The sequence below is a fragment of the Rhodococcus sp. SB1D genome, from assembly GCF_048573875.1.
Taxonomy (GTDB): domain Bacteria; phylum Actinomycetota; class Actinomycetes; order Mycobacteriales; family Mycobacteriaceae; genus Rhodococcus_F; species Rhodococcus_F qingshengii.
In genome coordinates this window covers 182,575-203,028 of sequence record NZ_JBMAIQ010000004.1, presented here as the reverse complement: position 1 = coordinate 203,028, position 20,454 = coordinate 182,575, and the positions used below count along the sequence as shown (strand labels likewise).

Sequence of the window (20,454 nt, the reverse complement as noted above, 5' to 3'; positions counted from 1 at the left end):
ACATTGGATCCGCCTACTAGGAGCGGTTGAGTGATTCAGCTATTGATTGATCCGGATAGTCGCGCCCCACTCGACTTCCGACAGCGTTAGGAGTCGGCGATATGTGCCTTCCCGCCGGGCCAGGGCATGCCAGGTCTCCAGATGTTGTCCGGCACAGCAGGTGAAATCAGGCCCCTCGCGCGGGACAGGCAACTTCGAAACCAGTCGAGATGCACGTCACATTTCGTCCTGTGAGTGTGCCTGATGCGCTTCCGACGAGGGAAACAACAGTTTTGAGCCAATTAACTCTGCCCTGTTGTGAATCGGGGTCCGATAGCCCAAGATGGGTCTGCGTCACAACTCAAATACCGAGAGCGAGTCAGATGGATGTTCACACGCGTCGACTTCGACACTTCATCGCTCTCGCCGAAACCCTTCACTTCACGCGTGCGGCCGAGAAACTGTACGTGTCCCAACAGGGCTTGAGTCGCAGCATCACCGAACTCGAACACGACGTAGGTGTGCCGCTCTTCACGAGGACAACGAGAGCAGTCGAACTGACCGACGCCGGAACGGCCTTTCTCCGAGCAGCACGTCAAGCACTGGCAGCCCTCGACTCGGGCGTAGAGGACGCGCGCCGCGCTCACTCCAAAATGTCCGGTGTTTTGCGGATCGGCTTTTTTGCGGCGTCAGCACTGGAATTGACCCCCTTGATCATCTCGGAGTTCAGGGCTCACCACCCCTCCGTCAGTCCTCGAATCGAAAGCTACGACCTCACAGATCCATCCTGCGGTCTGCGGTCCGGGGAGACAGATGTGGCATTTTTGCGGCTGCCTATCGAGCTGACCGATTTGAACACTGAAGTCTTGTTCACAGAACCACTCGTAGTAGGAATGACGACTTCCCATCCTCTCGCCGCACAGAGTTCCGTGTGTTTGTCCGATCTGCAAGATCAGGTGATTTCTGCACCAAACACCGACGACGCACGTTGGCGCGCGTTCTGGACACTGCGCGACCTCGGGGTCGACGAGGATAGCCTGCCCAGAATCGGTCGGGAAACCGCAACCATGGACGAAGAACTGGACAATGTCGCGGCCGGACTAACCTTGTCGGTATCTGTGTCCAGCATGAACCGGTTCGCACGCCGGGCATCACTGGTGTACCGAAGGCTCGAACAGGTACCGGGTTCGGAGCTGTGCATCGGATGGCGCGGGCGCCCCACCCCGCTGGTCGAGGCATTCGTAGCCGTGGCAAAAGAAGTTCGTGACGAGCATGTCAACCTCGTGGCCCGGATAGAGTCCGGCGATTTGGACTGACAAGGACTTCATCCTGGCAGACCGGATCCGAGATGCTTGCCGCCAAAGATCCGTCTAGCCAGGGAACTATCGAAGGGATTGTCACATTAACGAGAATGTTCTGTGACACAGCGCGACAACGAGATCGTTACGTAACCCACTGTGCAAACCTGATCAACGTACGGCCGAGTTCGCTCGATCATGTCTCGGCCGCGACAGAAGCGGCGGACTACCCCTTGCCGCCAGCCGCGTCGAACGACGACACCAGTGAAGACTCAATGGTGGGGACATACCACACCACGCGCTGACGGGCATCGTCGCTAAGCAGCGCATAACAGTCGTACTTGATCGACCCTCGCCCGGGGTGGTTCAGTCTCTTGCTCTCTGCCCGCCGGATCCCGACATCCTGCTGAGACCAGAGCCGCGCGAACCACGGACTTCGCTCGGCGAGGGCCCCGATGAGCTCCGCTGCCTCCAGGTCTAACGGCCCTCGCCTGGCGACACCCACGCGAAGGTCTGCGACCAGCGCGCGGGCCTCGGCGTCGTGGTATGCGTCATCGAATTGGGCGCGCACGGCCGGGTTGGTGAACCACCGATAGACATAGCTCTCCGTCAGGTCAGATGATTCAGGGATCGGCCCATGCAGCGCGGTGGCCGCACTATTCTGAGCAAGAACAAGCTGCAGATCAGTGGTCACGTAGGCCGGAACGTCGCCGAACCGCCCCAGCAGATCGCGCATCGCCGGCAACAGCTCGGTCGTCGAGTCATGCCGAGGTGGGCGACGACCGGCGAGCGTGAACGCATGTGCTCGCTCGTCTTCACTCATTCGCAACGCCGCGGTGAGGGCATCCAGTACCCCGGCCGAAGGCTGCGCCGTACCCCTCTCAATTTCGATGTAGTAGTCGACAGATACGTGGGCGAGTTCGGCGACCTCATCGCGACGTAACCCTGCAACCCGGCGGCGAGTACCCGTGGGGATCTGCACCTCATCGGGACTCACGCGGTCGCGACGCGAGCGCAGAAAGGCGCCCAGCTCCTGAAGATTCATGGCTCAAGTATGCGCTTGTCTGGAGCGTGATCCGTCCCCCAAAACGCCAGGGGCCCTTTATCGTCGCCGAGGAATGGCGGCTGCACCTTCCTGCAGAGTCCGGTCGGCCATCGGTTGCCTACCCGTCGGTCCTGATACGGAACCGTTGGATCTTTCCCACACTGGTGCGAGGAAGCTGATCGATGAAGTGCCATTCGCGTGGCCGAGCGGCGGGTGCCAGACTCCGGACGGCGAATCGGTCCAATTCCTCGACCAGCGGTCGGTTCGCCTTGTCTTTCAGGACAACATAGGCCACTGGTACTTGGTCGCGAACTGGATCCACTTGCGCTACAACGGCGGCCTCCAGAACACCGGGAGCCTGAGCGATAACGGCTTCCACCTCAGTCAGACTGACGTTCTCTCCGGCGACTTTGATGACATCGTCGATCCTGCCTGCGAAACGGAGTGAATTCCCGTCGGGCTCTATCACGACCAGATCGCCTGTACGAAACCAACTCCCGCCCGCGCCGCTGTCTTCGTCATCCAAAAAGACCCTGGCGTTGATGCCGGGGGCATCGAGGTATTCGGCAAACAGATCCCAGCCGCGGTGGCCGAATACCTGAAGTTCGCCCGCTTGGCCAGGGACGGCTAACTGCGCGGTTCGAGGATCGATCACCCTGATCTGCCGGGATGCCGCCGCAGGCCCGATTAGGTCATGAACGGGCGGCTCGCGGTTGTCAGCCGTCACGATCGCCACGGTCTCGGTCATTCCGTACAACTGACGTGGTAAGACCCCGACGAGCCTCCCGAACGCGGCATGATGCTCCTTACCTAAACTCTGGGCGAACCACACGTGTTTGAGCGACAACGGCGTTTCTTCTTCCTGGCTTCGTGCCAGGATCATTCTGATCGGGGCAGCAAAGAGACTCGCGTGGGTCACATCTAGCTCGCGCGCCTGCGAGATCCATCGAGAGGCGGAAAAGCTCGCTGTCATAGCCACACTCGCCCCGACCTCGATGGCCGGGGCCAAACAGTAGTACTGCGCGTTGGCGTGAAACAGGGGCAGCGTCACAAACCACCGATCCCCCGACGCGAGCTGGATGGTCCTCGACATGGTCCTCGCCACCTGCGCGTAGGCAGCCTGGGTCAGGACCACACCTTTGGGCTCCGAGGTCGTGCCAGAGGTGAACATCACCGCAATCCGGTCGAGTGCTCTGACGCCGGGTGCAGTACGCGTCGGCTCGCTGGAGGAGCGGGCATGAGCATGGCCGCGCTCGCAGCGGGGTCGCTGAGCCAGAGCCAAGTGACGGAGAAATTTGACCTGGTCGGTTTCGATCCTCGCGGGGTCGCGGCGTCCGCACCTGCGATCGAATGCTTCACGGACGCGGAAATCGATGCGGGACAGGGCACTACGACAGTGTTGACCGGATCCGGGTCCTGGACCGAAGCGGACACCCGGACGATCGTGGAACGGTGCTCGCAGCGGTCCGGCGGAGACGACGTCCTCTCTGCGGTCGGAACCCGCAACGCTGCCCGCGATATGGACGTCCTTCGCGCAGTGCTCGGTGACGATCGGCTGACCTTCCTAGGACGTAGTTACGGCACCAGGCTGGGCGCGGTGTACGCCGAGATGTTCCCGGCCAACGTCAGGGCGATGGTGTTTGACGGCGGCATCGACCCGCATCTGGGCACGGCCGAACGCCGAGTGGCGCAATTTCAGCAGTTCCAAAAGGCTTTCGACGACATGGCGGTCGACTGCGCGTCGACGGCGGGTTGTGCGCTCGGAACAGACCCGAGCCGAGCCGTCGAGGTCTTCCACAGCATCACGCGCCCACTGATCGAGAATCCGATTGTGACGGCTGACGGCCGGCGGATGAATTTCGACGCCGCCTACGGCGCGGTGACCGCGGGCCTGTTCGACTCCAGGGTGTGGCCTGTCATCACCAAGGGAATCGGTGAACTGCGCAACGGATCACCGGAGACGCTGCTGCAGATCAGCGACGTGTTCGGCGGACGCGGAGAGGACGGCGTTTACCCCAATTCTTCCGAAGCAAATTTCGCGATCAACTGTATGGACGAGCAGCGCCACACGCCCGAACAGGAAGTCGAACTCAAACGCAAAATCCAGGAAGTGGCGCCGTTCACTGATGCCGGAATCGGCGCCGGCGGCGCGCGTGATGCCTGCGAATCGTGGCCCGCTGAACCAGATCTGGACTACCCCTACGCCACTGGTATCAGTGGATTACCCGACACACTCACCATCTCGATCACCGGTGATCCGAGCACGCCCTACGACGGCGGCGTGAACCTTGCCGACACCCTGGGCGGCAGCCTGCTCACCGTCGACGGTGAACAGCACACCATCGCTGCCGACGGAACCAACGAATGTGTTGACGACATAGTCGCCGACTATCTCGTTGACCTCAAGTCGCCTCCGGAGCAGGCAAAGTGCAGTCTGTGACGCCCCTCGTCACACGATTCGACCGGCGCCGCGACCGCCGCGGCGCAAGGATGACAGGAGAGACAATGCAAGCAGAACATGACTGGGACCAGCTGGCAGCATCGCTGAGCGCATCCATTGATGGGCAGATCATTGCGCCCGCTGATGAAGCGTTCGAGGGAAGTGCTGCTCTGTGGAGCGCACGCCCGCCGCGCCGTCCCGCACTCATTGCACGAGTGGCCGGTGCCCCGGATGTGCAGCGCGTTCTGTAGGCGACCCCTCAGACAGCACCCGTCGGCATCCGCGGTCGCGGGCACGATTGGGCGGGCAGTGCTCACGCCGAGGGTGGGATCACTATCGACCTGTCGCAGATGCGTGGCGTTCAGATTGACGTCGGCGCCCGGGTCGCTCGTGTGGAAGGCGGTGCACGGCTGGATGATTTGATGGACGCTGCCGGCGAGCACGGTCTGGCTGCAGCGGTCGGGACGGTCAATGAGGTTGGCGTCAGCGGGCTCACACTGGGCGGGGGCTACGGGCCCTACCTTGGCACCCTCGGTCTTGCCGCCGACAACATCATCTCCGCAGACGTCGTGCTCGCTGACGGATCGATCACGAGGGCATCGGCGAACGAGAACGCGGACCTGTTGTGGGCGCTTCGGGGCGGAGGCGGAAACTTCGGTGTCGTCACGTCGCTCGAGATTCGCCTCACCGAACTGCCTGACGTTCTTGCAGGTGTCATCGCCTTCAGTACGACCGAGATCCGAGAAGTCCTCACCGGGTTCGATCAGCTGCTTCCCAGCGTTCCGGACGAGCTCGCACTGCGACCCGCGATCACGAGCGGCCCCGACGGCAACCCTGCGTTGCTCATGGCGGTGCAGTGGAACGGTGATCCCCGGGAGGGGGCGCCGTGGGTGCAGGCTGCGGAGAAGCTCGGAACGCCGCTGATGTCCGAGGTACACGCGGCCACGCCCGCTCAGGCGCTGCACGCCCTCGACGGGATGTTTCCCGCGGGACAGCACTACACGGTTCGGACGGTGTCGTTGCCCGGTCTGACCCCTGCAGCAATCGACGCTTTGGAGGACGGAGAGCGAGGCCGTACGTCACAGTTGAGCGCTGTGAACATCCATCACTTCCACGGTGCCGCCACTCGCACCGAATCTGGCGTCTCACCCTGGGCATTTCGGCAGCCACACCTCATGGTGGAGATGATCGCGACAACCACGGACGCCAATGGTCACGACGAGCAGGTTGCATGGGCGGACGAGCTGCTGAGTCAACTGGAGCCGCTCGGTCTGCCTGCAGCGTATCCGAACCTGTTGCAGCACAGTGATGGCGAGCGTGCCGCGGCAACCTTTGGCGACAACCTCTCCCGGCTGCACTCGGTGAAACACGACGTAGACCCGACCGGCCGGTTCTCCGGTATCCCAATCGGCCGCGCCTCCAGCCGATAGGACAACGGTCGGTCGGGCTTCACCCCCGATGAGAGCGGTGACGTTCAAGTCTGGCAGGTCCTTGCCGGATCTGCGACGCTGCGATGCATTGCAGACCCGTTGTGGATGGCCCGTCAACCCTGGATAAGAACGTATTGGGTTTGGCCGCAGCAGTTTTCAGGCTCTTATGGTGGAACAGCCGCCGCCTGGACAACAAAAACTTCTTGCCTGTCTTCATCGGCTACATCGGCGGCGGACTACTACTGTCAGGAATTCTCAACCTGACATACACACTCCGCCATCGACATTCCGAAAACAGCACGCCCTCCTGAGCCGAAAGCTGACGGCACATCGGGTCCCGATCACCGGTCTCCGCTCGATACACATGTCCGGGCGCGGCCCCGCACTCGTCGGAGGCGAATCCACCGCCCGGCCACTGCTGTTCGCCGACTATTCTCGCGATCGCGGCGTCAACGACATCGACTACCGCCACTTCCCCCGATTTGCCGAATTCGGCGCATACTGAACGGCCTCAGAACTGATTCCACCAGGCAGCGAAGAGGTTCCATCTGCGAACCCCTGGCCACACGCCCGATTCCAGCGGATCCCGCAGTACAGATCCGGGGGGAGACCAATCACGATCACCCCTATACGAAATCGGCGGGACGTGTCATATTGCCTGGTAAGAGCAGTAAAATGCCCCCGCACCCGAAATGAGTGCGAGGGCAGATATTCACCACTCGCGACCGCGCCCAGGCACTTCGTCGCGGCTTCTGAGCCTTCTACTGACCCGAGACGATCGCGGGTAGGCGGACGACCTGACCCGCGTAGGCCAGGCCGGCGCCGAAGCCAAGCAGCAGCGTGGTGTCGCCGGGCTTCGCTTCGCCGGACCGGAGGAGCTGTTCCATCGCCATCGGTATCGACGCAGCAGAGGTGTTCCCGGTCTCGACGATGTCGCGGGCCACGGCGACGGTGTCGGGCAGACCGAGGGTCCGGATCAGGGCGTCAGTGATGCGGCTGTTGGCCTGATGCGGCACGAACGCGTCCAGGTCGTCGGCGGTGACTCCGGCTTTGTCCAGCGCGGCGCGGCACGCCTTCTCGAGGAACGTCACGGCCCACCGGAACACGGCCTGGCCGTTCATCCGAATGTACGGCCGCTCCGCGTCGGCACCCTTCTCCGCCACCTCGCCGAAATACTGGGTGAAGTCCTTGTCCTGCTTGATCGCCGCGGTCTGGCTGCCATCCGAGCCCCACGCGACGGGGCCGATGCCCTCTGCATCGTCGGGTCCCACCACGACAGCGCCGGCACCGTCAGCGAAGATGAACGCGCAAGTGCGGTCGGTCTTGTCGAGCAGGTCCGACAGGCGCTCCACACCGATCACCAGCACGTGCCGTGCCTGGCCGGCGCGCACGAGGCTCGCGGCGTTACCGAGCGCGTAGCAGAAGCCCGCACAGCCAGCGGAGATGTCGAAGGCCGCGGTGTCGTCCATTCCCAGCTCGGTGGCCACCACCGCGCCGGCTGACGGGCCGAGCACCATCTGCGAGGACGTCGCCAGCACGACGGCGTCGACCTGGTCCGCTGCGAGCCCGGCGGCGGCGAGCGCGTCCCTGGCGGCCGCGACACTCATCGAGACGATGGTCTCGTCCGGCTCAGCCCAGCCGCGGGCCGTGATGCCGGAGCGGGTGCGAATCCACTCATCGGAGGAGTCGATCCGGTCGACGATCTCCGCGTTGGGTACGACCCGTCGGGGTCGGTACACGCCGAGTCCCAGCAGGGCCGTATGAGCGACGGGATTTGCGGTTGCGATGGTCGCGGTCATTGAGATCCTCTCCAAGTGAACCGATCGTTCACACCGGTTCCATCGAACCCGAGCCGATCTGTCCACACAAACTGAGGCCGCGATGGTCACTCTGCGGCGACGTGCCCGACTCCTCGCCAGCACCGTCACGGCGGTCCACGAAGTCAGCGTGCACGGCGCCTGACTCACAGACCTACTCAAGCGCTCCGAACGGCCGGGAACTCGCTTTACCAGCACTTTTACTTGGGAGCGCTACTGCCCGGGACGGTGCTCCTGCACGAACGGCTCGGACGAAAACCCGCAGGATTCCTCCCGTCGGCGCCTTCTCCAGTCAGCTGGCGCGCCGGCATGAGTGTCGCGCCAGTAGTCCGCGGCCGTTTTCGGACGGTCACCGACGACGATCGGGGCGCTCTCCCAGTAGTGGTGCGGCGGTATATCGCCGGGGATCGGTGCGCTCCAGGTCCCCGTGCCCTGCTGAACAGCCATCACGCAGCCCTGGCACAGAAAACTTGCGCGCGCCGTTCGGCTACGTGCTCTACCTGAGGAGAGGGACCGCGATGCACTTCCCGCTGATCTACTGGCTGATGCCAGCCATTCTGTTCCCGCCGGAGGTCCGACAGTGGGTCGTTGAGAACGCCCCCTGCTGGCTCCGCGGCTACTGCCCCTAATAGGAGGCTCGGTGATGCTCGACTACGGATTCTTCGGCTGGCCGCTCGGCCCCCTCGGGGAGGCAATGGACGTGGACGTGGTCACCCAATAAATCGCCACGGGCGGTTAACGCCCTGGTAGTCAGATCGTCCACTCGTGTGCAGGAAGCAGCACAGGACCGCTGCGCCCGTGCGGGACGAGCCGCCGCGCAACAGCTATTCACGAGGCGCGTCCGCACTGGGTGCAGTCGTCGTCGGCGATGAAGCTGACGGGGATCCAGCTGCCGTCGAGCGCATCCAACAGAAGCCGGAGCTCCCGGCCATTGTGACAGCGCCACTCCTGCCGAAACGGCCCTCAGCGCAAGTAGGTTCTCCGTGGAACCGAGCCTTCTGGGCCCTGAGGTTTCGGCTTCACACCGCACGAATGCAGAACGGGTGCCCGGCCGGGCTGGCATACACACGCGAACCTCTCTGCGCGGGGGCGACGGGATCGTCTGTCGGCCGCAGCCGTCGACCGCCGGCCGCGAGCACGCACGCGTCCGCGGCCAGCGCGTCATCCGTGCCGAGGTCGAAGTGGATTTGTTGAGGCGTCCCGTCAGGCCATTGCGGCGGAACATGCCGCGGTGCATGCTGGACCACGATCACCGGGAGTCCATCGGCCTGCAGAAAATGATGTGTTTCCGCTCTGGTGATCGATCCGCCGAGCAAGCTGTGCCAGAACGCGCTTTCGCTCTCCAGATCGCCGGAATCCACAACCAGTGACGCCAGGGAAAAGTTCATGATGTTTCTCCTCGTTGTTTGCGGGATGATGCGGCTCAGACCGTGGGGATGATGCCGCCATCGACGCGGAATTGGGCGCCGGTGAGCCACTTGCCGCGGCTCGACGCAAGGAATGCGATCATCTCTGCGATGTCCTCGGGTTCACCGGGGCGCCCCATCGGCACATTCAGGTGATCCACAATCTGCTGGGTGATGCCGTCGATATCGGCACCCTGACTGTCGGCCATCTGTTGGAGGTGTTGGCGCGCACCCTCGGTGACGATGAAGCCCGGCAGAACGCACACCACGCGTACGCCGTGCTCGCCCACTGCCGTTGCCAACTCGCGGCTGTAGGCATTGAGTGCCGCCTTGGACGCGGCGTAGGAGGCCTCAGCTGGCTGGGGCAGATGGCTCGCTATCGAGGACACGTGCACGACGACACCCGAGCCGCGTTCGATCATCCCGGGAACCAGTGCCCGGTCGAGGCGCACTGCGCTGAGCAGGTTCATCTCCAGATCAGCCAGCCAGGAGGCATCGGACCGCCCCAGGGTCGGCATCGGCCCGGTGGCCGCTCCCGCGTTGTTGACCAAGATGTCGACACCTCCGACGCTGTCCACCACTTGCCGGCCAAGTTCGGCCACCCCCTCCTCCGACCGCAGGTCGGCACGGATGAAGGTCGCGGGTAGGTCGTCCGGAGGCGGAGTTCGGGAGGCGGTCAGCACCGTGGCTCCGGCAGAGGCGAAGTGCCGAGCCGTCGCCTCCCCCAGGCCCCGACTGCCGCCCGTCACCAGCACCCGGAGGCCGCCGAACTCGTCGTTCGCGATCGCCATTGACGCACTCCTTCAGTAATGTGAACCCGACTCCGGAAACCGTACACGTAAACGGAGTCTGACTCACCTTTGGAGGAATCGATCTTGCCGTCACCACGCCCGCCTCGTGCCGATGCTCGCCGCAACCGCGAAGCACTCCTGACCGCAGCGCGGCAGGCCTTCCTCGGCGACGACACCGCCCACGTCGACGAGATCGCCCGCCGAGCCGGTGTGTCCATCGGCACGTTGTACCGGCACTTCGACACACGCGAGGCACTCGTAGCGGAGGTATACCGTCAGGAAGTCGAGACGCTCTGCGCAACCCCTGGACAGCTTCTCGAACAGCACGCCCCGGACGACGCCCTACGCGTGTTCCTCCTCTCGCTCGTGGAGCACGCGGCAGTCGGGAGGGGAATGGGGGAAGCCCTCGAGAGCATCATGGCTACCGACTCCCCCGTCTTCGAGAACGCACGCAACGAGATGGCCCTCGCCCTCGACGAACTACTCGCTGCCGGGGCCGCTGCTGGTCTCATCCGCGCCGACGTCGACGGGCGCATCGTTCTGCGTGCCCTGGGAGGCATCTGCGGGATCCGCACAGAAGGGTGGAAAGAAGACGCGGAACGGATTGCCTCGATCCTGCACGACGGATTGTGCAACCCGTCGACCCGAGGGCAGTGAGGGCAACGGATGGATATGGGCCGATTCTCACGGCAGTCTCTGGGGGCAACGTGAGGAGTCGACTCAGTGGCAACAACGCCGCCCTGATCAGACTTCGCGCCCGCTGTGAGCGGGGACCAGATGCAGGTGGTCTTGCGCCCAGAGACTGAGCCCGCACACCATCTCATGTGGGTACTCATGTCGGCGAGGAGGCCTTTGGTGGAATTCAGCCTGCGCCGTGGCGTCGCACCCATTCCTGATTGGGTCGCACGGGGTGTGACAAATCCTGGAGTGACCCCGATCCCGTGCAGACAATCCCGCGGATATGAGGAGTGCCCCGGCGTCCGGAGGTGGAATGCCGGGGCACGGTGCGGGTATCCGGTGGCAGACTCTCCCGCGAGCCGGCGACGCTGCCGGATACTGCGACGAGAATGTCGCCTCCGGGGCGCTCACCTCGCTGGAGGCGCCGGTGCGGGTGTGCTCAGGGCCTGTTCGATCCTTCCGAGATTCGCGGGACCGGAAACGCCCTCACCGCAGACGATCTCGATTTGCTCTGAGCGCTCTCAGCTCAGCTATCCATCGAACCTGACCCGGAAGGCGGCGGCACACCTCAATCCCGTTGTGCACGGTCGGTTCAGTGCCGACGAACGGAAGCACGCACCGCAATCGGGCCGCAGGTCAGGTTCCTAGACGACAGCGCGCACCCTCGTCCGGCAGCTCGAGGTTGACCAGATAATCGGCGACAATCCCATCGATACATTCGTTGCGAGAGATGACTGTCCCGTGCTGGTTGCCATCGACAGTGAGTAGCCGTGCCCCGAGGACCTCGGCCAAGCTGATACCGCCTTCGTGAGGCGTCACCGGGTCCCCGGTTGCCGAGACCACGAGCACCCCCGGAAGCCCGTCGATATCCGTGGCGTAGGGGTAGCCGAGTGTCGGTTCAGCAGGCCAGAATTCGCACCCGTCTTGAGTTGCGGGACTGGTTCCCGGGTCCAGGAACGGCGCTGCTTCGTTCAACTCGCCGCCGAGCTGAGCCATCTCCACCGCGGTGAACCGTTCTTCGTCGAGGCAGTTGATGGCAAACAGCGCTTCGTACGCATTCGCGTACACACCGCTTCCAGATCGACCGTAGTACCCGTCTCGCAGCGCGAGGAGAGCATCGGGCCGGCCCACTTGCATCTCCGAGAGCCCCGCGCTGATGGCAGGCCAGCTCGCTTCGGCATACAGGCCGACGACGATCCCCTCGACCGCAGCGAGGAAGCCGACCTCCCGCCCGTCAGCGGCGATCAGCGGTTCATCTACGAGTGGTCGGAGGAGCTCCTGCGCCGCCGTGGTCGCCTGTGCCGGGTCGGTACCGAGCGGGCACGCAGCCTGGGTCATGCAATAGTCGGCGAAGCGCTGGAACGACTTTTGAAGCCCCTCACTGAGCTGGATCCTGCGATCCGCGGTGTTCATGAGAGGATCCATCGCGCCGTCGAGAACGAGGGCCCGGACACTCTGGGGAAACATCTCGGCATACACCGCTCCGAGGCGCGTGCCGTAGCTCACACCGGCGAAGGTGAGCTTGTCATCACCGAGCGCGGAACGGAGTACGTCCATGTCGCGCACGGCATCCCGCGTTCCGAGATGTGCGAGCAGCTCTTTACTTCCCGAGCCGTCTGCGCACTTGTCCACGATCGCTCGTGCGGACTCTTCCGTCCATTCTCCAAGCGCCGAGAGGGGCGCGTCGGCGTCACGCTCTTCGTCGGTGTAGCAATCGACCGCCGGACGGCTGAGACCGACTCCACGCGGATCGAAGCCGACGATGTCGAAGCGCTCGGTGAGGGGCCCGCCGGTCCACAGCGCGGCGACCAGCGGGCCGAACGTCGTCGACTGAATGCCGGGGCCGCCTGGATTCAGCACGACTGAGCCGATACGGTCGGCGCCGGTGGCGGCATTTCGCGTGACGGCGATCTCGAGAGTCTCGCCGTCGAGGTCTTCATAGTCCATCGGCACCGTGAGTGTGGCGCACTCAGCTCCCTGGGCCGCTTCGACAACCTCAGGAACGGGGGCTTGGGAGCTCACAATCGTGGGGTCGCACGGCCCGAACTCGAGTTCCTGCTCCATGAACTGTTCGAGTCCTGTATTGCTCGATTTTTCGCGGTCAGCCGGTGCGGCGCCGGCGCAGCCGGCGAGCAGCAGCAGCGAAGCCCCGGCGACCACCACCCGGCCCCTCTTGGTCCATCGCCTACGTTCGTCGTCTTTCCATCGGCTACGCATCGGCGTGCTGTTCGGCACAGTCTTCCTCTCGTGGGTTTCAGCTAGCGAGTTCGTCGACCAGTTCGGTCGCATCCAGACAGGCTGCAAATCCGCGATCTGCGCACCACAGCCGGCGAGATGCGGGCCTGCCGCAGCAGGTCGATCCATACGGCGACGTCGAGTGATGGACCGACACGCCGCACTACCAAACTCGATGTCCAGACGCTAGCACACTGTACTAGTACAGTGTGTCAAAGTGGATGGCAGAGGTGCCGCGAAGGAGGACATCGAGACCAGCTGAAATCGCGCGCGTCTGATCGCTTGTGGCGTACGACCTACTGAGCCCGGCATGGTCACCGTCAACACCAGGCACGGACCGAGCGACGATGGAGGTCCGATCCGGCAGCATCACCCGGCCACGGATATCGATATGAGGCCCCGCCTGAACTGCCCACTTCTCAAGACGAACTTTCATCACGAAACGGAGGCATAGATGCCCGTAAACTTTCGCTGTCGCTCGAACAGCAACAGAACAGACCGTCAACCACGCGTGATCGGCATCGCCACAATGCTGCCGGCTGCGCTACTGGCGGCGGCCTACACGTCCACGGGACCCGACCCGGCTCCCGGCACCAGGTCCGACGCGGCAGATATCGAGCAGCTCCGTACCCAGAGTCTCGATTTCGGATCATGCCAGGGATAGGCACCGCCCTCGCTGACCAGATCTTCGCTGTCATCGATCGGACTGAGTGCGCCCGGGCGCACTGCAGGCATTCGCGGCGACGGAGGGGGTTGAAGGGCACCGACATCGTCGACAGCTTCGATATCGCGGGATTCGACCTACGCGGTGTCGGCCCATCGACCCCGGCCATCGACTGTGTGAGCGGCGAGCAGTCAGAAAGTAGGGGTGTTGTGTCGGCGCGAGTTGGACGAGTCGCAATCCCCCCGGGCGCGACCAGCAGAATCGGCTCAGCGCGTAGATAAAGCACTGGATTCACGCAGTGGATCCAGCGAGCCCGCGGACACCGATAGCGGATCCGTCGCCGGAAAAACGAGTTAGCCGGCGGGCATCTTGTGCACAAGGTTCGAGCGACGGTGGCGCTCGCAAGCTAGTCCGCCGGGGCAGCTATGACGACGAGGCTATTCGTGGGGCTTGATCTGGAGTCCTGTGACGAGGACGTCGAGTAGCCGTGGGACGCGATCGTCCCACTCCTCAGCTGTGACGTGGGACATGAACCAGGACAACAGGATGACGTCACGCGGGTCTATGTCGATTCGGAACTCTTCCGATGACGCACCAGCGCTCAGCAACGTGCCCAGCGCGCTGCCGAGCTTGCCCATGGTCGACGCGGACATGTCCTTCCAAACGGAAATCTCTACGACCTCGAGGATGCCGCGCTTGACGCGGACGTACTCGGCCAGACGGGCAAACCAGGATCGGAGCGCTTCTATGGGCGGCTTCTCCGCCACGAGCTGATCGGCCGCGATGACGAGCTCACTGATCTCGGTCTCGTAGACGGCAGCGAGAAGCGCATCCCGTGTCGAGAAGTGCCGATAGAGGGTCGCCTGTCCGGTGCCTGCCCGCTGGGCGACCGTCGACAGTCGCAGATCGTCGAAGCCGCTCAAGATCTCACGGGCAGCAGCGAGGATCGCCGCACGGTTCCGACTTGCATCCTGACGCATCACAGCTCCCCGGCTTGCTATCGGACAGTTTGTCCGCTTCACTCAAGCGGACAGGTTGTCCGCTTAAGAACGAAGGTATCTCGTGGAGCAAGTCATAGCAATAACTGGAGCCAGCGGCGGGATCGGTGCTGCGACCGCTCGGAGGCTTGCACGTTCGGGGGCCGCCGTCGTACTCGGGGCACGCCGCCTGGAACTTCTCGACGCACTCGTCTCCGAGATCGAGTCGGACGGCGGCCGGGCTGTCGCCACTGTCGTAGACGTCACCAAGCCCGAGGACGTCGAGCGCCTAGTCTCGGTCGCGGTCGAGACTTACGGCAGGCTCGACGTGCTCGTCAGCAACGCCGGAATCGGCCCCATTTCCCCAATGCGCTCTCGCAAGACGGCGGAGTGGAACGCGATGATCGATGTCAACGTGCGCGGGGTCCTGCACGGCATCGACGCGGCGATGCCCGTCTTCGAGAACCAAGGGCACGGGCACTTCGTCACCATAGTCTCGACAGCCGGGATCAAGATCCTGCCCACCATGGCGGTGTACGCCGGAACGAAGAATGCCGTCCGCACCATCCTTGAAGGGCTTCGGCAGGAGTCCACCGACGGGACCATCAAAACGACCGCTATCTCACCCGGGTACATCCGGACCGATTTCGCATCGACGATCACCGACGAGGCCGTCTTAGCAGGCATCCAATCAGGCATGGCAAACATCTCCATCGACCCCGACGCCGTCGCTCGCAGCGTCGAATTCGCCATCGACCAGCCGTGGGACGTCGAGATCGGCGAGCTCGTCATCCGCCCAACCGTTCAGGGCTGACAGGCTCGCCTGCTGACCAGGACGGAAGGCGGCGCTTCGAGTGCACGAGGAGATCGTCGGTGACACCTTCTTCGATCGTCTGACCGGCGAGCGGGTCAACGCGATTCGTTCGTGGAGCGAGCAAGCCCTTTTTGCCACACCCTCAGGAGTCACATCCGTGTGGAACTGAGCGAACGCAAAGGTTTGGTCACCGAGCGAGCCGCACCGGCCATTGAATGGTTACAGAGCAGCGCCACCGAGCGGCAAAATCTGTGGCTCCCGGCACTATCTGGCAGGTTTTTGCCGCCGTTATTGGCACGATGCCGATCACGAGCAGGGCATCGGCATCGGCATCGGCATCGGCACCACGTTCGGGATGCCCCTTGTCGGGAAGCTGCCATGTTCGAGATGCTGTCGGTTCTGGCCGAGTTCCAGCGCGAGCTGATCGCGGCCCCTCACTCGCGACAGACTGGCCCCTGCACGAGCCCGCGGCCGCAAGGGCGGCCGGCCCTTGAGCACAGCCTGGACCAGACCGCGCTCCCCACGCCACTACGACGCGGGCGAGCACACCGTCGCGCAGATCGCAGACGGACTGAAAATGTCGCAGACCACGGTGTAGGGGGATCTGTGTAAGGGAACGGAGCTCCGATCGGAGCCCACGGCACCGCCGGAACCTCCGCCGCCGGTTCTACCCTGCGTATCTGCCCGGCGTGCGGGCGCGAGCCCACCACTCGCCCGACGCCGCGCATCAACGCGCTGACCTCGCCGTGGATTGGCTGTACCTGGATCCGGGCCGTCCGGGCAGCTGACCAGTAATCACCATTGTCAGCATTGCGAACCCGATCAGCCCGCCGTCGACCTGCCTGCACCGTTTGTAGTCACGGCCCCATCCTCACCGGGCCGTCCGCCGCGCCCATGGAGTCCATCGACCGTCGTCGCCACGCTTCGTAGCCGCCGATGTCGTCGTAATCGGCTGATCCCAGTACTTTCCGCGGCGCCACAGGAAGCTGAAGAACCGACGGTGGTCCTTCACATACGACTGCCGTGTGCCCTCGGCGAGAAACGTGAACCGTGACCGACGGACGAACCTCGCCAGTCGCGGATCGATCCGACCGACCGAGTCGATCAGGATCGGCGTAGCCTCGCCGACCCCCAGCACCCGCTCGCGGGCATCGACGTCCACCCTTCCGTCCAGCACATCGTTGAACTCGACGGGCACTTCGACACCACGAGTGGTCCAGTACGACATCAACTCAGCGCAATCCGGCCAGTCTTTACCTCTGGAAACCGCGTCCGCAGTAGGCGGAACTCCGTCAAGGCCGAACGCGTCTGCAACATGCCGGTTCGGACAAGTCAGGAGTCCGACTGCCCCGTCGCCGGTGTGTCGCCGATGACGGCGGCAACGGCCAGTTGGAGGGTCTCGGTCTCGGATGCAAATCGCATAGCGTTGGCCGGGAGCGCGCGTTCTGTGGCGAGTCCGTTGAGGACGGTGGTCAGGAATCGTGCACGTCGCTCCGCCTTACCTGCGGGGATTGCGCCTTCGTCGATGAGGACGGTCAACCAACGCTCGATTCGGCGGAGCCCCAACCGTTCGAGCGCGAGGTACACGGCGGACTCCTCTTCGCTTGGGCCGGAGGCGATGTACGACTCGTACATCGCGCGCCACTGCTTACGCGCGCGATCGCCGGCCCCGAATTCCGAGAGCAGTAGCCGCAAACATGCGACGAGGCGGTCCGCGGGTGTTCGCTCGGTGTCATAGATCGGGTCGTCGGGGATCTCGATGTCGTAAAGCCCTGCCACAACGGTCTCGACGAGCTCTCGTTGCGTCGGAAAGAAGTGACGAAGCGACCCCGTGCTCACGCCGGCTCGTGCTGCGACGGCGCGGACGCTCAGCCGAGCCGTGGGGTCTTCGCCGAGCATTGTCGCAGCCGCGATCAGAATTCGATCGCGTGTATCTCGCTGTGTTGAACGGCCATTCATGGTTTCGTGCCTCCTGAAGCTGATTTATCACAGTGTGCTAGTTGAGTGAAGTCGATCTGCACAGTGCCGTGACAGAACAGGCGGTCGACAGGAAGTGAGCGAATGGCGTGGCCTCGGCGAACTCCGTGGATAACATTCCGCCGCAGCCGCATTGGAGAGAACACTCACCCAGTGGACTGCAACAACATCGGCGCAGGAGAGACGGCGGCGCCTAGATGCCCGAACGATGGCTGTCCACGGAGGTATGCACCAGGAACCTAGCGGAGCTGGTCTGCAGCGGCCGCCGCTGCCCCGGCGATCAGACGGTCGTCGTAGTCCGCTTCCCGTTCATCACGTGAGGACAGCACCGAGATGACGATAGGCGGTCCGTCGGTGGGCCACACCACGGCCAAGTCTCCGCGCGATCCGTACATTCCTCCTCCGGACTTGTCCCCGACCGTCCAATCCTCAGGTAGTTGAACGCGCACCAAGTTGCCTCCAGTCCGCGAGTCCTTCATCCAGTCGGTCAGCATGGTCTTCTCCTCGTCATCGAGCGCATCACCGAAGACGTACTCGCGCACGTTGTTCGCGGACGCCCGTGGGGTGGTGGTGTCACGTGGGTCCCCGGGGAGCGCTTCGTTGAGGTCCGGCTCGATACGCGAGACCATAGTCCCGGTGTCGCCGAGTTCATCGAGCTGTGCGTCGAAGGCCTGCGGTCCGCCGAGCTCGGCGAAGATGAAGTTCGCAGCTGCATTGTCACTCCGGGTCAATGCGGCCTCACAGATTTCGTCAAGGGTCATCGTCTGCCCCACCCTGGTCTCGGTCACGGGGGAATGCTTGATGATGTCCGAGGCGCCGACCTCCACGGTCTTGGCAAGACCCGTTGGGCCCACGTCGTCGAGCAGCGCTGCGGCGGCTAGCGCCTTGATCGTCGAAGCGTAGGCAAACCTTTCGTCACCCCTCCATTCGATCTCGCGCCCCGTACCGGTGTCGACTGCATACACACCCAGGCGCGCATCGAAGCGCTCCTCTAGCGCAGCGAACACCGAATCGGCGACGCCGGTTTCCGGAGCCGATGTCGCGTCGATGGCGTCCGACGTGCTCGACACGGTCCGACCACAGGCAGGGAGCAGGCATAGACCGATCACAGCGGCAGTAATCAGGATCTTGTCGTACGCACCTCTTCCGTTCGACTCAGCGTCCATGAGCACCCTTTCGTCATCATCGTATATCACAGCGTGCTAGCCTAGCTCCACATTTCTATCACACTGTACTAATTGCAGAACTAACGGGGAAAAGATGATGATTGAAAATTGGCGGTTCCGGCGTGTGCGTGCTGGATCCGGTGAGCCGCTGAGTCGTTACCGTTGGTGGCAGATGTTCGGCAGATCCCTCAGGGCAATCTCGCTTCCCTCTTCTGACGGCACGACGTCCGTCTACACAGTCGACGTTCGCCACGCTGGCGACATGACTGACGGAGAGATACGCGCACGACTTTATGTGGATGGATCGTTGCACTCATTCGCAAGGATGCCGGTCCGGTTTTCGGTCCCGGGCGGTCACATCGAGGTCGCCATCAACGGCTTCGGGCTCAAACGGTGCCACTACGTGCATCCAGGCGGCACCGAGCGGCAACTGAACCCCGATCCCGCATCCGCAGAAGGACGCCGGGCCCGAATGCACCGTAGTCACCCGAGTTTGAGTCGTATCGTCGGCCTCGTCTCGACCGCGCTCGTCCTCGCCGGCTTGTGCGTCACGGTGCCACAGATCGTCGAAGCAATCTCCCGGATCCCACCTGTCGCCAACACGATCGGAACCTTCACATCTCCTGTGCAACTTCCCCTTCCAGTAAGCTTGCTCTTCGGGATCGGAGCCGTCGTCGGTAGCACCGAACGTGCCTTGCGGATGCGATCGAGCTGGATCGACGAGCTCGCCAGCTAAGACCGCGAAAGACAACGACCATTCCGAGCAAGCGCATACAGCGCGACGCCCTCCTCATGCTGGAACTCGATGTGCTCGCCAGCCGCCGCCGTCGCATCCGTTGTGGACCTCTCGCGGTGAAGGGGTTCGCGAGATTCGCCGGTATCTCGGCGATCGGGGTCGACAGGTAGTCCGCAGAGTGAGTGCTCTGCATCATCACAATGCCGCTGCCGTAAATCCGGCCCGTCGGATCGACTTGGCTCCTGCCACCACCATCCGTGCTTGATTTTCCCGCACGCGGAAAGTCCCGAGCGCGTGCCACGGCGAGAGGCCGGGATTACCACCGAACCAGCCTCCGGCGATCGCCCCGATCGACACGGGTGTCCCCGAACCCTCCACAAGGGTTCGGGGACCAGAAGTCCTCGGTGGCCGCATCCAGAGCGGAAGAGGGATCGCGGAAGACGGGCACCGGTCGTAATCGCCCCGATGCCCACCCAGATCAGCCGCAGCGTCTTTCGGCGTCGCCACCGTAGTTCGGCCGGGTCGTTGAATCCGGGGATCCGGTATCGGCCCTGCGCATCAGTGATCGGCGTTAGCTGACCATAATTCCCCTGTAGTTCATCGAGTCACATTAAATGATGGGTGCGTGCCGGAATAACCGGATCTTCCAGCCGATTTCGGGCACCTTCATGGAGGCGATCAGCGGCCGCATCGGGCGAGCATCATTTCTGATTCCTTCTGACGGATCTCGCGGGCGGGGCGGTTCCGGTGATCGCTGAATGCCTGAATGTGAGTGATCAGATGGAGAATCCCGACAGTCACCGGAATCGGGCCGGCCAACATAGTGACCGGATCGTCGCCGATCACGGTGGCGGAATGTACGCGTGCCAGCGGCGTCAGCCCGAGTTTCTTTCGCATGTTCGCTCGTTATCACAAGCAGTGTTGCGGCACTGTCTGAAATCTGCGTCAGCCAAGCCGGATCACCTGGCATCTACCGGTCGCATCATCATCGAGACCCGCAT

The 20,454-nt window shown here is 63.4% G+C and carries 18 protein-coding genes and 2 pseudogenes; 8 read left to right on the top strand and 12 right to left on the bottom strand.

Annotated features, from left to right (window positions below):
- Positions 1 to 362 precede the first annotated feature (362 nt).
- A complete protein-coding gene (locus ACN50D_RS12415) occupies positions 363 to 1,295 on the top strand; it encodes a LysR substrate-binding domain-containing protein (protein WP_064689708.1) in 933 nt (310 codons plus the stop codon).
- A 208-nt stretch (positions 1,296 to 1,503) separates the two neighbouring features.
- Here the strand turns inward: ACN50D_RS12415 and ACN50D_RS12410 are convergent, their stop codons facing one another.
- Both ACN50D_RS12410 and ACN50D_RS12405 read right to left on the bottom strand, forming a co-directional pair.
- A complete protein-coding gene (locus tag ACN50D_RS12410; protein ID WP_212633660.1) occupies positions 1,504 to 2,322 on the bottom strand; it encodes a helix-turn-helix domain-containing protein in 819 nt (272 codons plus the stop codon).
- A 118-nt stretch (positions 2,323 to 2,440) separates the two neighbouring features.
- Positions 2,441 to 3,493 carry a class I adenylate-forming enzyme family protein gene (locus ACN50D_RS12405; RefSeq protein WP_372450140.1) on the bottom strand — a complete coding sequence of 351 codons (1,053 nt, stop codon included), beginning with the start codon at positions 3,491 to 3,493 and terminating at the stop codon, positions 2,441 to 2,443.
- 66 nt (positions 3,494 to 3,559) lie between these two features.
- On the opposite strand from ACN50D_RS12405, the gene ACN50D_RS12400 reads away from it, so the two are divergent.
- From ACN50D_RS12400 to ACN50D_RS12385, 4 genes and pseudogenes are all read left to right on the top strand, one after another.
- A complete protein-coding gene (locus ACN50D_RS12400; protein ID WP_212633659.1) occupies positions 3,560 to 4,762 on the top strand; it encodes an alpha/beta fold hydrolase in 1,203 nt (400 codons plus the stop codon).
- 65 nt (positions 4,763 to 4,827) lie between these two features.
- A complete protein-coding gene (locus ACN50D_RS12395; RefSeq protein ID WP_212633658.1) occupies positions 4,828 to 5,013 on the top strand; it encodes a hypothetical protein in 186 nt (61 codons plus the stop codon).
- Positions 5,014 to 5,037: 24 nt separating this feature from the next.
- A pseudogene (locus ACN50D_RS12390) lies at positions 5,038 to 6,192 on the top strand (FAD-binding oxidoreductase); the annotation flags it as partial.
- A gap of 364 nt (positions 6,193 to 6,556) precedes the next feature.
- The gene (locus tag ACN50D_RS12385) at positions 6,557 to 6,697 is read left to right on the top strand and encodes a hypothetical protein (RefSeq protein ID WP_212633657.1); all 141 of its coding nucleotides are present in this window, start codon (positions 6,557 to 6,559) and stop codon (positions 6,695 to 6,697) included.
- Between the two features lie 256 nt (positions 6,698 to 6,953).
- On the opposite strand, the gene ACN50D_RS12380 is transcribed toward ACN50D_RS12385, so the two are convergent.
- From ACN50D_RS12380 to ACN50D_RS12370, 3 genes are all read right to left on the bottom strand, one after another.
- Entirely contained in the window at positions 6,954 to 7,991 is a 1,038-nt protein-coding gene (locus tag ACN50D_RS12380) for a beta-ketoacyl-ACP synthase III (RefSeq protein ID WP_212633808.1), read from the bottom strand.
- Between the two features lie 1,037 nt (positions 7,992 to 9,028).
- Positions 9,029 to 9,397 (bottom strand): VOC family protein, encoded by a 369-nt coding sequence (locus ACN50D_RS12375; protein WP_212633656.1) that lies wholly within the window; start codon positions 9,395 to 9,397, stop codon positions 9,029 to 9,031.
- Between the two features lie 35 nt (positions 9,398 to 9,432).
- A complete protein-coding gene (locus tag ACN50D_RS12370) occupies positions 9,433 to 10,206 on the bottom strand; it encodes an SDR family oxidoreductase (RefSeq protein WP_212633655.1) in 774 nt (257 codons plus the stop codon).
- A gap of 84 nt (positions 10,207 to 10,290) precedes the next feature.
- Here ACN50D_RS12370 and ACN50D_RS12365 point away from each other — a divergent pair, with 84 nt between their 5' ends.
- On the top strand, positions 10,291 to 10,863 hold the full coding sequence (locus ACN50D_RS12365) for a TetR/AcrR family transcriptional regulator (protein WP_212633654.1): 573 nt from the start codon (positions 10,291 to 10,293) through the stop codon (positions 10,861 to 10,863).
- Between the two features lie 657 nt (positions 10,864 to 11,520).
- Here the strand turns inward: ACN50D_RS12365 and ACN50D_RS12360 are convergent.
- Entirely contained in the window at positions 11,521 to 13,119 is a 1,599-nt protein-coding gene (locus ACN50D_RS12360) for an alpha/beta hydrolase (protein ID WP_212633653.1), read from the bottom strand.
- A 1,101-nt stretch (positions 13,120 to 14,220) separates the two neighbouring features.
- Positions 14,221 to 14,763 (bottom strand): TetR/AcrR family transcriptional regulator, encoded by a 543-nt coding sequence (locus ACN50D_RS12355; RefSeq protein ID WP_212633652.1) that lies wholly within the window; start codon positions 14,761 to 14,763, stop codon positions 14,221 to 14,223.
- An 82-nt stretch (positions 14,764 to 14,845) separates the two neighbouring features.
- Between ACN50D_RS12355 and ACN50D_RS12350 the strand changes: the two genes are divergently transcribed.
- Positions 14,846 to 15,574 (top strand): SDR family oxidoreductase, encoded by a 729-nt coding sequence (locus tag ACN50D_RS12350; protein ID WP_212633651.1) that lies wholly within the window; start codon positions 14,846 to 14,848, stop codon positions 15,572 to 15,574.
- 871 nt (positions 15,575 to 16,445) lie between these two features.
- Here ACN50D_RS12350 and ACN50D_RS12345 read toward each other — a convergent pair.
- The 3 genes from ACN50D_RS12345 to bla form a co-directional block, all read right to left on the bottom strand.
- A complete protein-coding gene (locus ACN50D_RS12345) occupies positions 16,446 to 16,802 on the bottom strand; it encodes a hypothetical protein (RefSeq protein WP_212633650.1) in 357 nt (118 codons plus the stop codon).
- A 104-nt stretch (positions 16,803 to 16,906) separates the two neighbouring features.
- Positions 16,907 to 17,533, bottom strand: a complete 627-nt coding sequence (locus ACN50D_RS12340; RefSeq protein ID WP_212633649.1) for a TetR/AcrR family transcriptional regulator — start codon at positions 17,531 to 17,533, stop codon at positions 16,907 to 16,909.
- A 257-nt stretch (positions 17,534 to 17,790) separates the two neighbouring features.
- A complete protein-coding gene (gene bla, locus ACN50D_RS12335; RefSeq protein WP_212633648.1) occupies positions 17,791 to 18,621 on the bottom strand; it encodes a class A beta-lactamase in 831 nt (276 codons plus the stop codon).
- A 358-nt stretch (positions 18,622 to 18,979) separates the two neighbouring features.
- Here bla and ACN50D_RS12330 point away from each other — a divergent pair, with 358 nt between their 5' ends.
- Complete coding sequence (locus ACN50D_RS12330; RefSeq protein WP_212633647.1) at positions 18,980 to 19,453, top strand: hypothetical protein; 474 nt, start codon at positions 18,980 to 18,982, stop codon at positions 19,451 to 19,453.
- Between the two features lie 195 nt (positions 19,454 to 19,648).
- Here the strand turns inward: ACN50D_RS12330 and ACN50D_RS12325 are convergent, their stop codons facing one another.
- Together ACN50D_RS12325 and ACN50D_RS12320 are read right to left on the bottom strand one after the other, a co-directional pair.
- A complete protein-coding gene (locus ACN50D_RS12325; RefSeq protein WP_212633646.1) occupies positions 19,649 to 19,810 on the bottom strand; it encodes a hypothetical protein in 162 nt (53 codons plus the stop codon).
- A gap of 438 nt (positions 19,811 to 20,248) precedes the next feature.
- Positions 20,249 to 20,399: pseudogene (locus ACN50D_RS12320) on the bottom strand (acetyl-CoA C-acetyltransferase); the annotation flags it as partial.
- Positions 20,400 to 20,454: the final 55 nt, after the last annotated feature.

Bases quoted from the DNA above. Each gene is read 5' to 3' on its own strand.
- ACN50D_RS12340 (WP_212633649.1), bottom strand. From the start codon at position 17,533: ATGAATGGCCGTTCAACACAGCGAGATACACGCGATCGAATTCTGATC.
- ACN50D_RS12405 (WP_372450140.1), bottom strand. From the start codon at position 3,493: ATGTTCACCTCTGGCACGACCTCGGAGCCCAAAGGTGTGGTCCTGACC.
- ACN50D_RS12415 (WP_064689708.1), top strand. From the start codon at position 363: ATGGATGTTCACACGCGTCGACTTCGACACTTCATCGCTCTCGCCGAA.
- ACN50D_RS12330 (WP_212633647.1), top strand. From the start codon at position 18,980: ATGACTGACGGAGAGATACGCGCACGACTTTATGTGGATGGATCGTTG.
- ACN50D_RS12370 (WP_212633655.1), bottom strand. From the start codon at position 10,206: ATGGCGATCGCGAACGACGAGTTCGGCGGCCTCCGGGTGCTGGTGACG.
- ACN50D_RS12380 (WP_212633808.1), bottom strand. From the start codon at position 7,991: ATGACCGCGACCATCGCAACCGCAAATCCCGTCGCTCATACGGCCCTG.
- ACN50D_RS12385 (WP_212633657.1), top strand. From the start codon at position 6,557: ATGTCCGGGCGCGGCCCCGCACTCGTCGGAGGCGAATCCACCGCCCGG.
- ACN50D_RS12395 (WP_212633658.1), top strand. From the start codon at position 4,828: ATGCAAGCAGAACATGACTGGGACCAGCTGGCAGCATCGCTGAGCGCA.
- ACN50D_RS12355 (WP_212633652.1), bottom strand. From the start codon at position 14,763: ATGCGTCAGGATGCAAGTCGGAACCGTGCGGCGATCCTCGCTGCTGCC.
- ACN50D_RS12410 (WP_212633660.1), bottom strand. From the start codon at position 2,322: ATGAATCTTCAGGAGCTGGGCGCCTTTCTGCGCTCGCGTCGCGACCGC.
- ACN50D_RS12345 (WP_212633650.1), bottom strand. From the start codon at position 16,802: ATGTCGTACTGGACCACTCGTGGTGTCGAAGTGCCCGTCGAGTTCAAC.
- ACN50D_RS12375 (WP_212633656.1), bottom strand. From the start codon at position 9,397: ATGAACTTTTCCCTGGCGTCACTGGTTGTGGATTCCGGCGATCTGGAG.
- ACN50D_RS12400 (WP_212633659.1), top strand. From the start codon at position 3,560: ATGAGCATGGCCGCGCTCGCAGCGGGGTCGCTGAGCCAGAGCCAAGTG.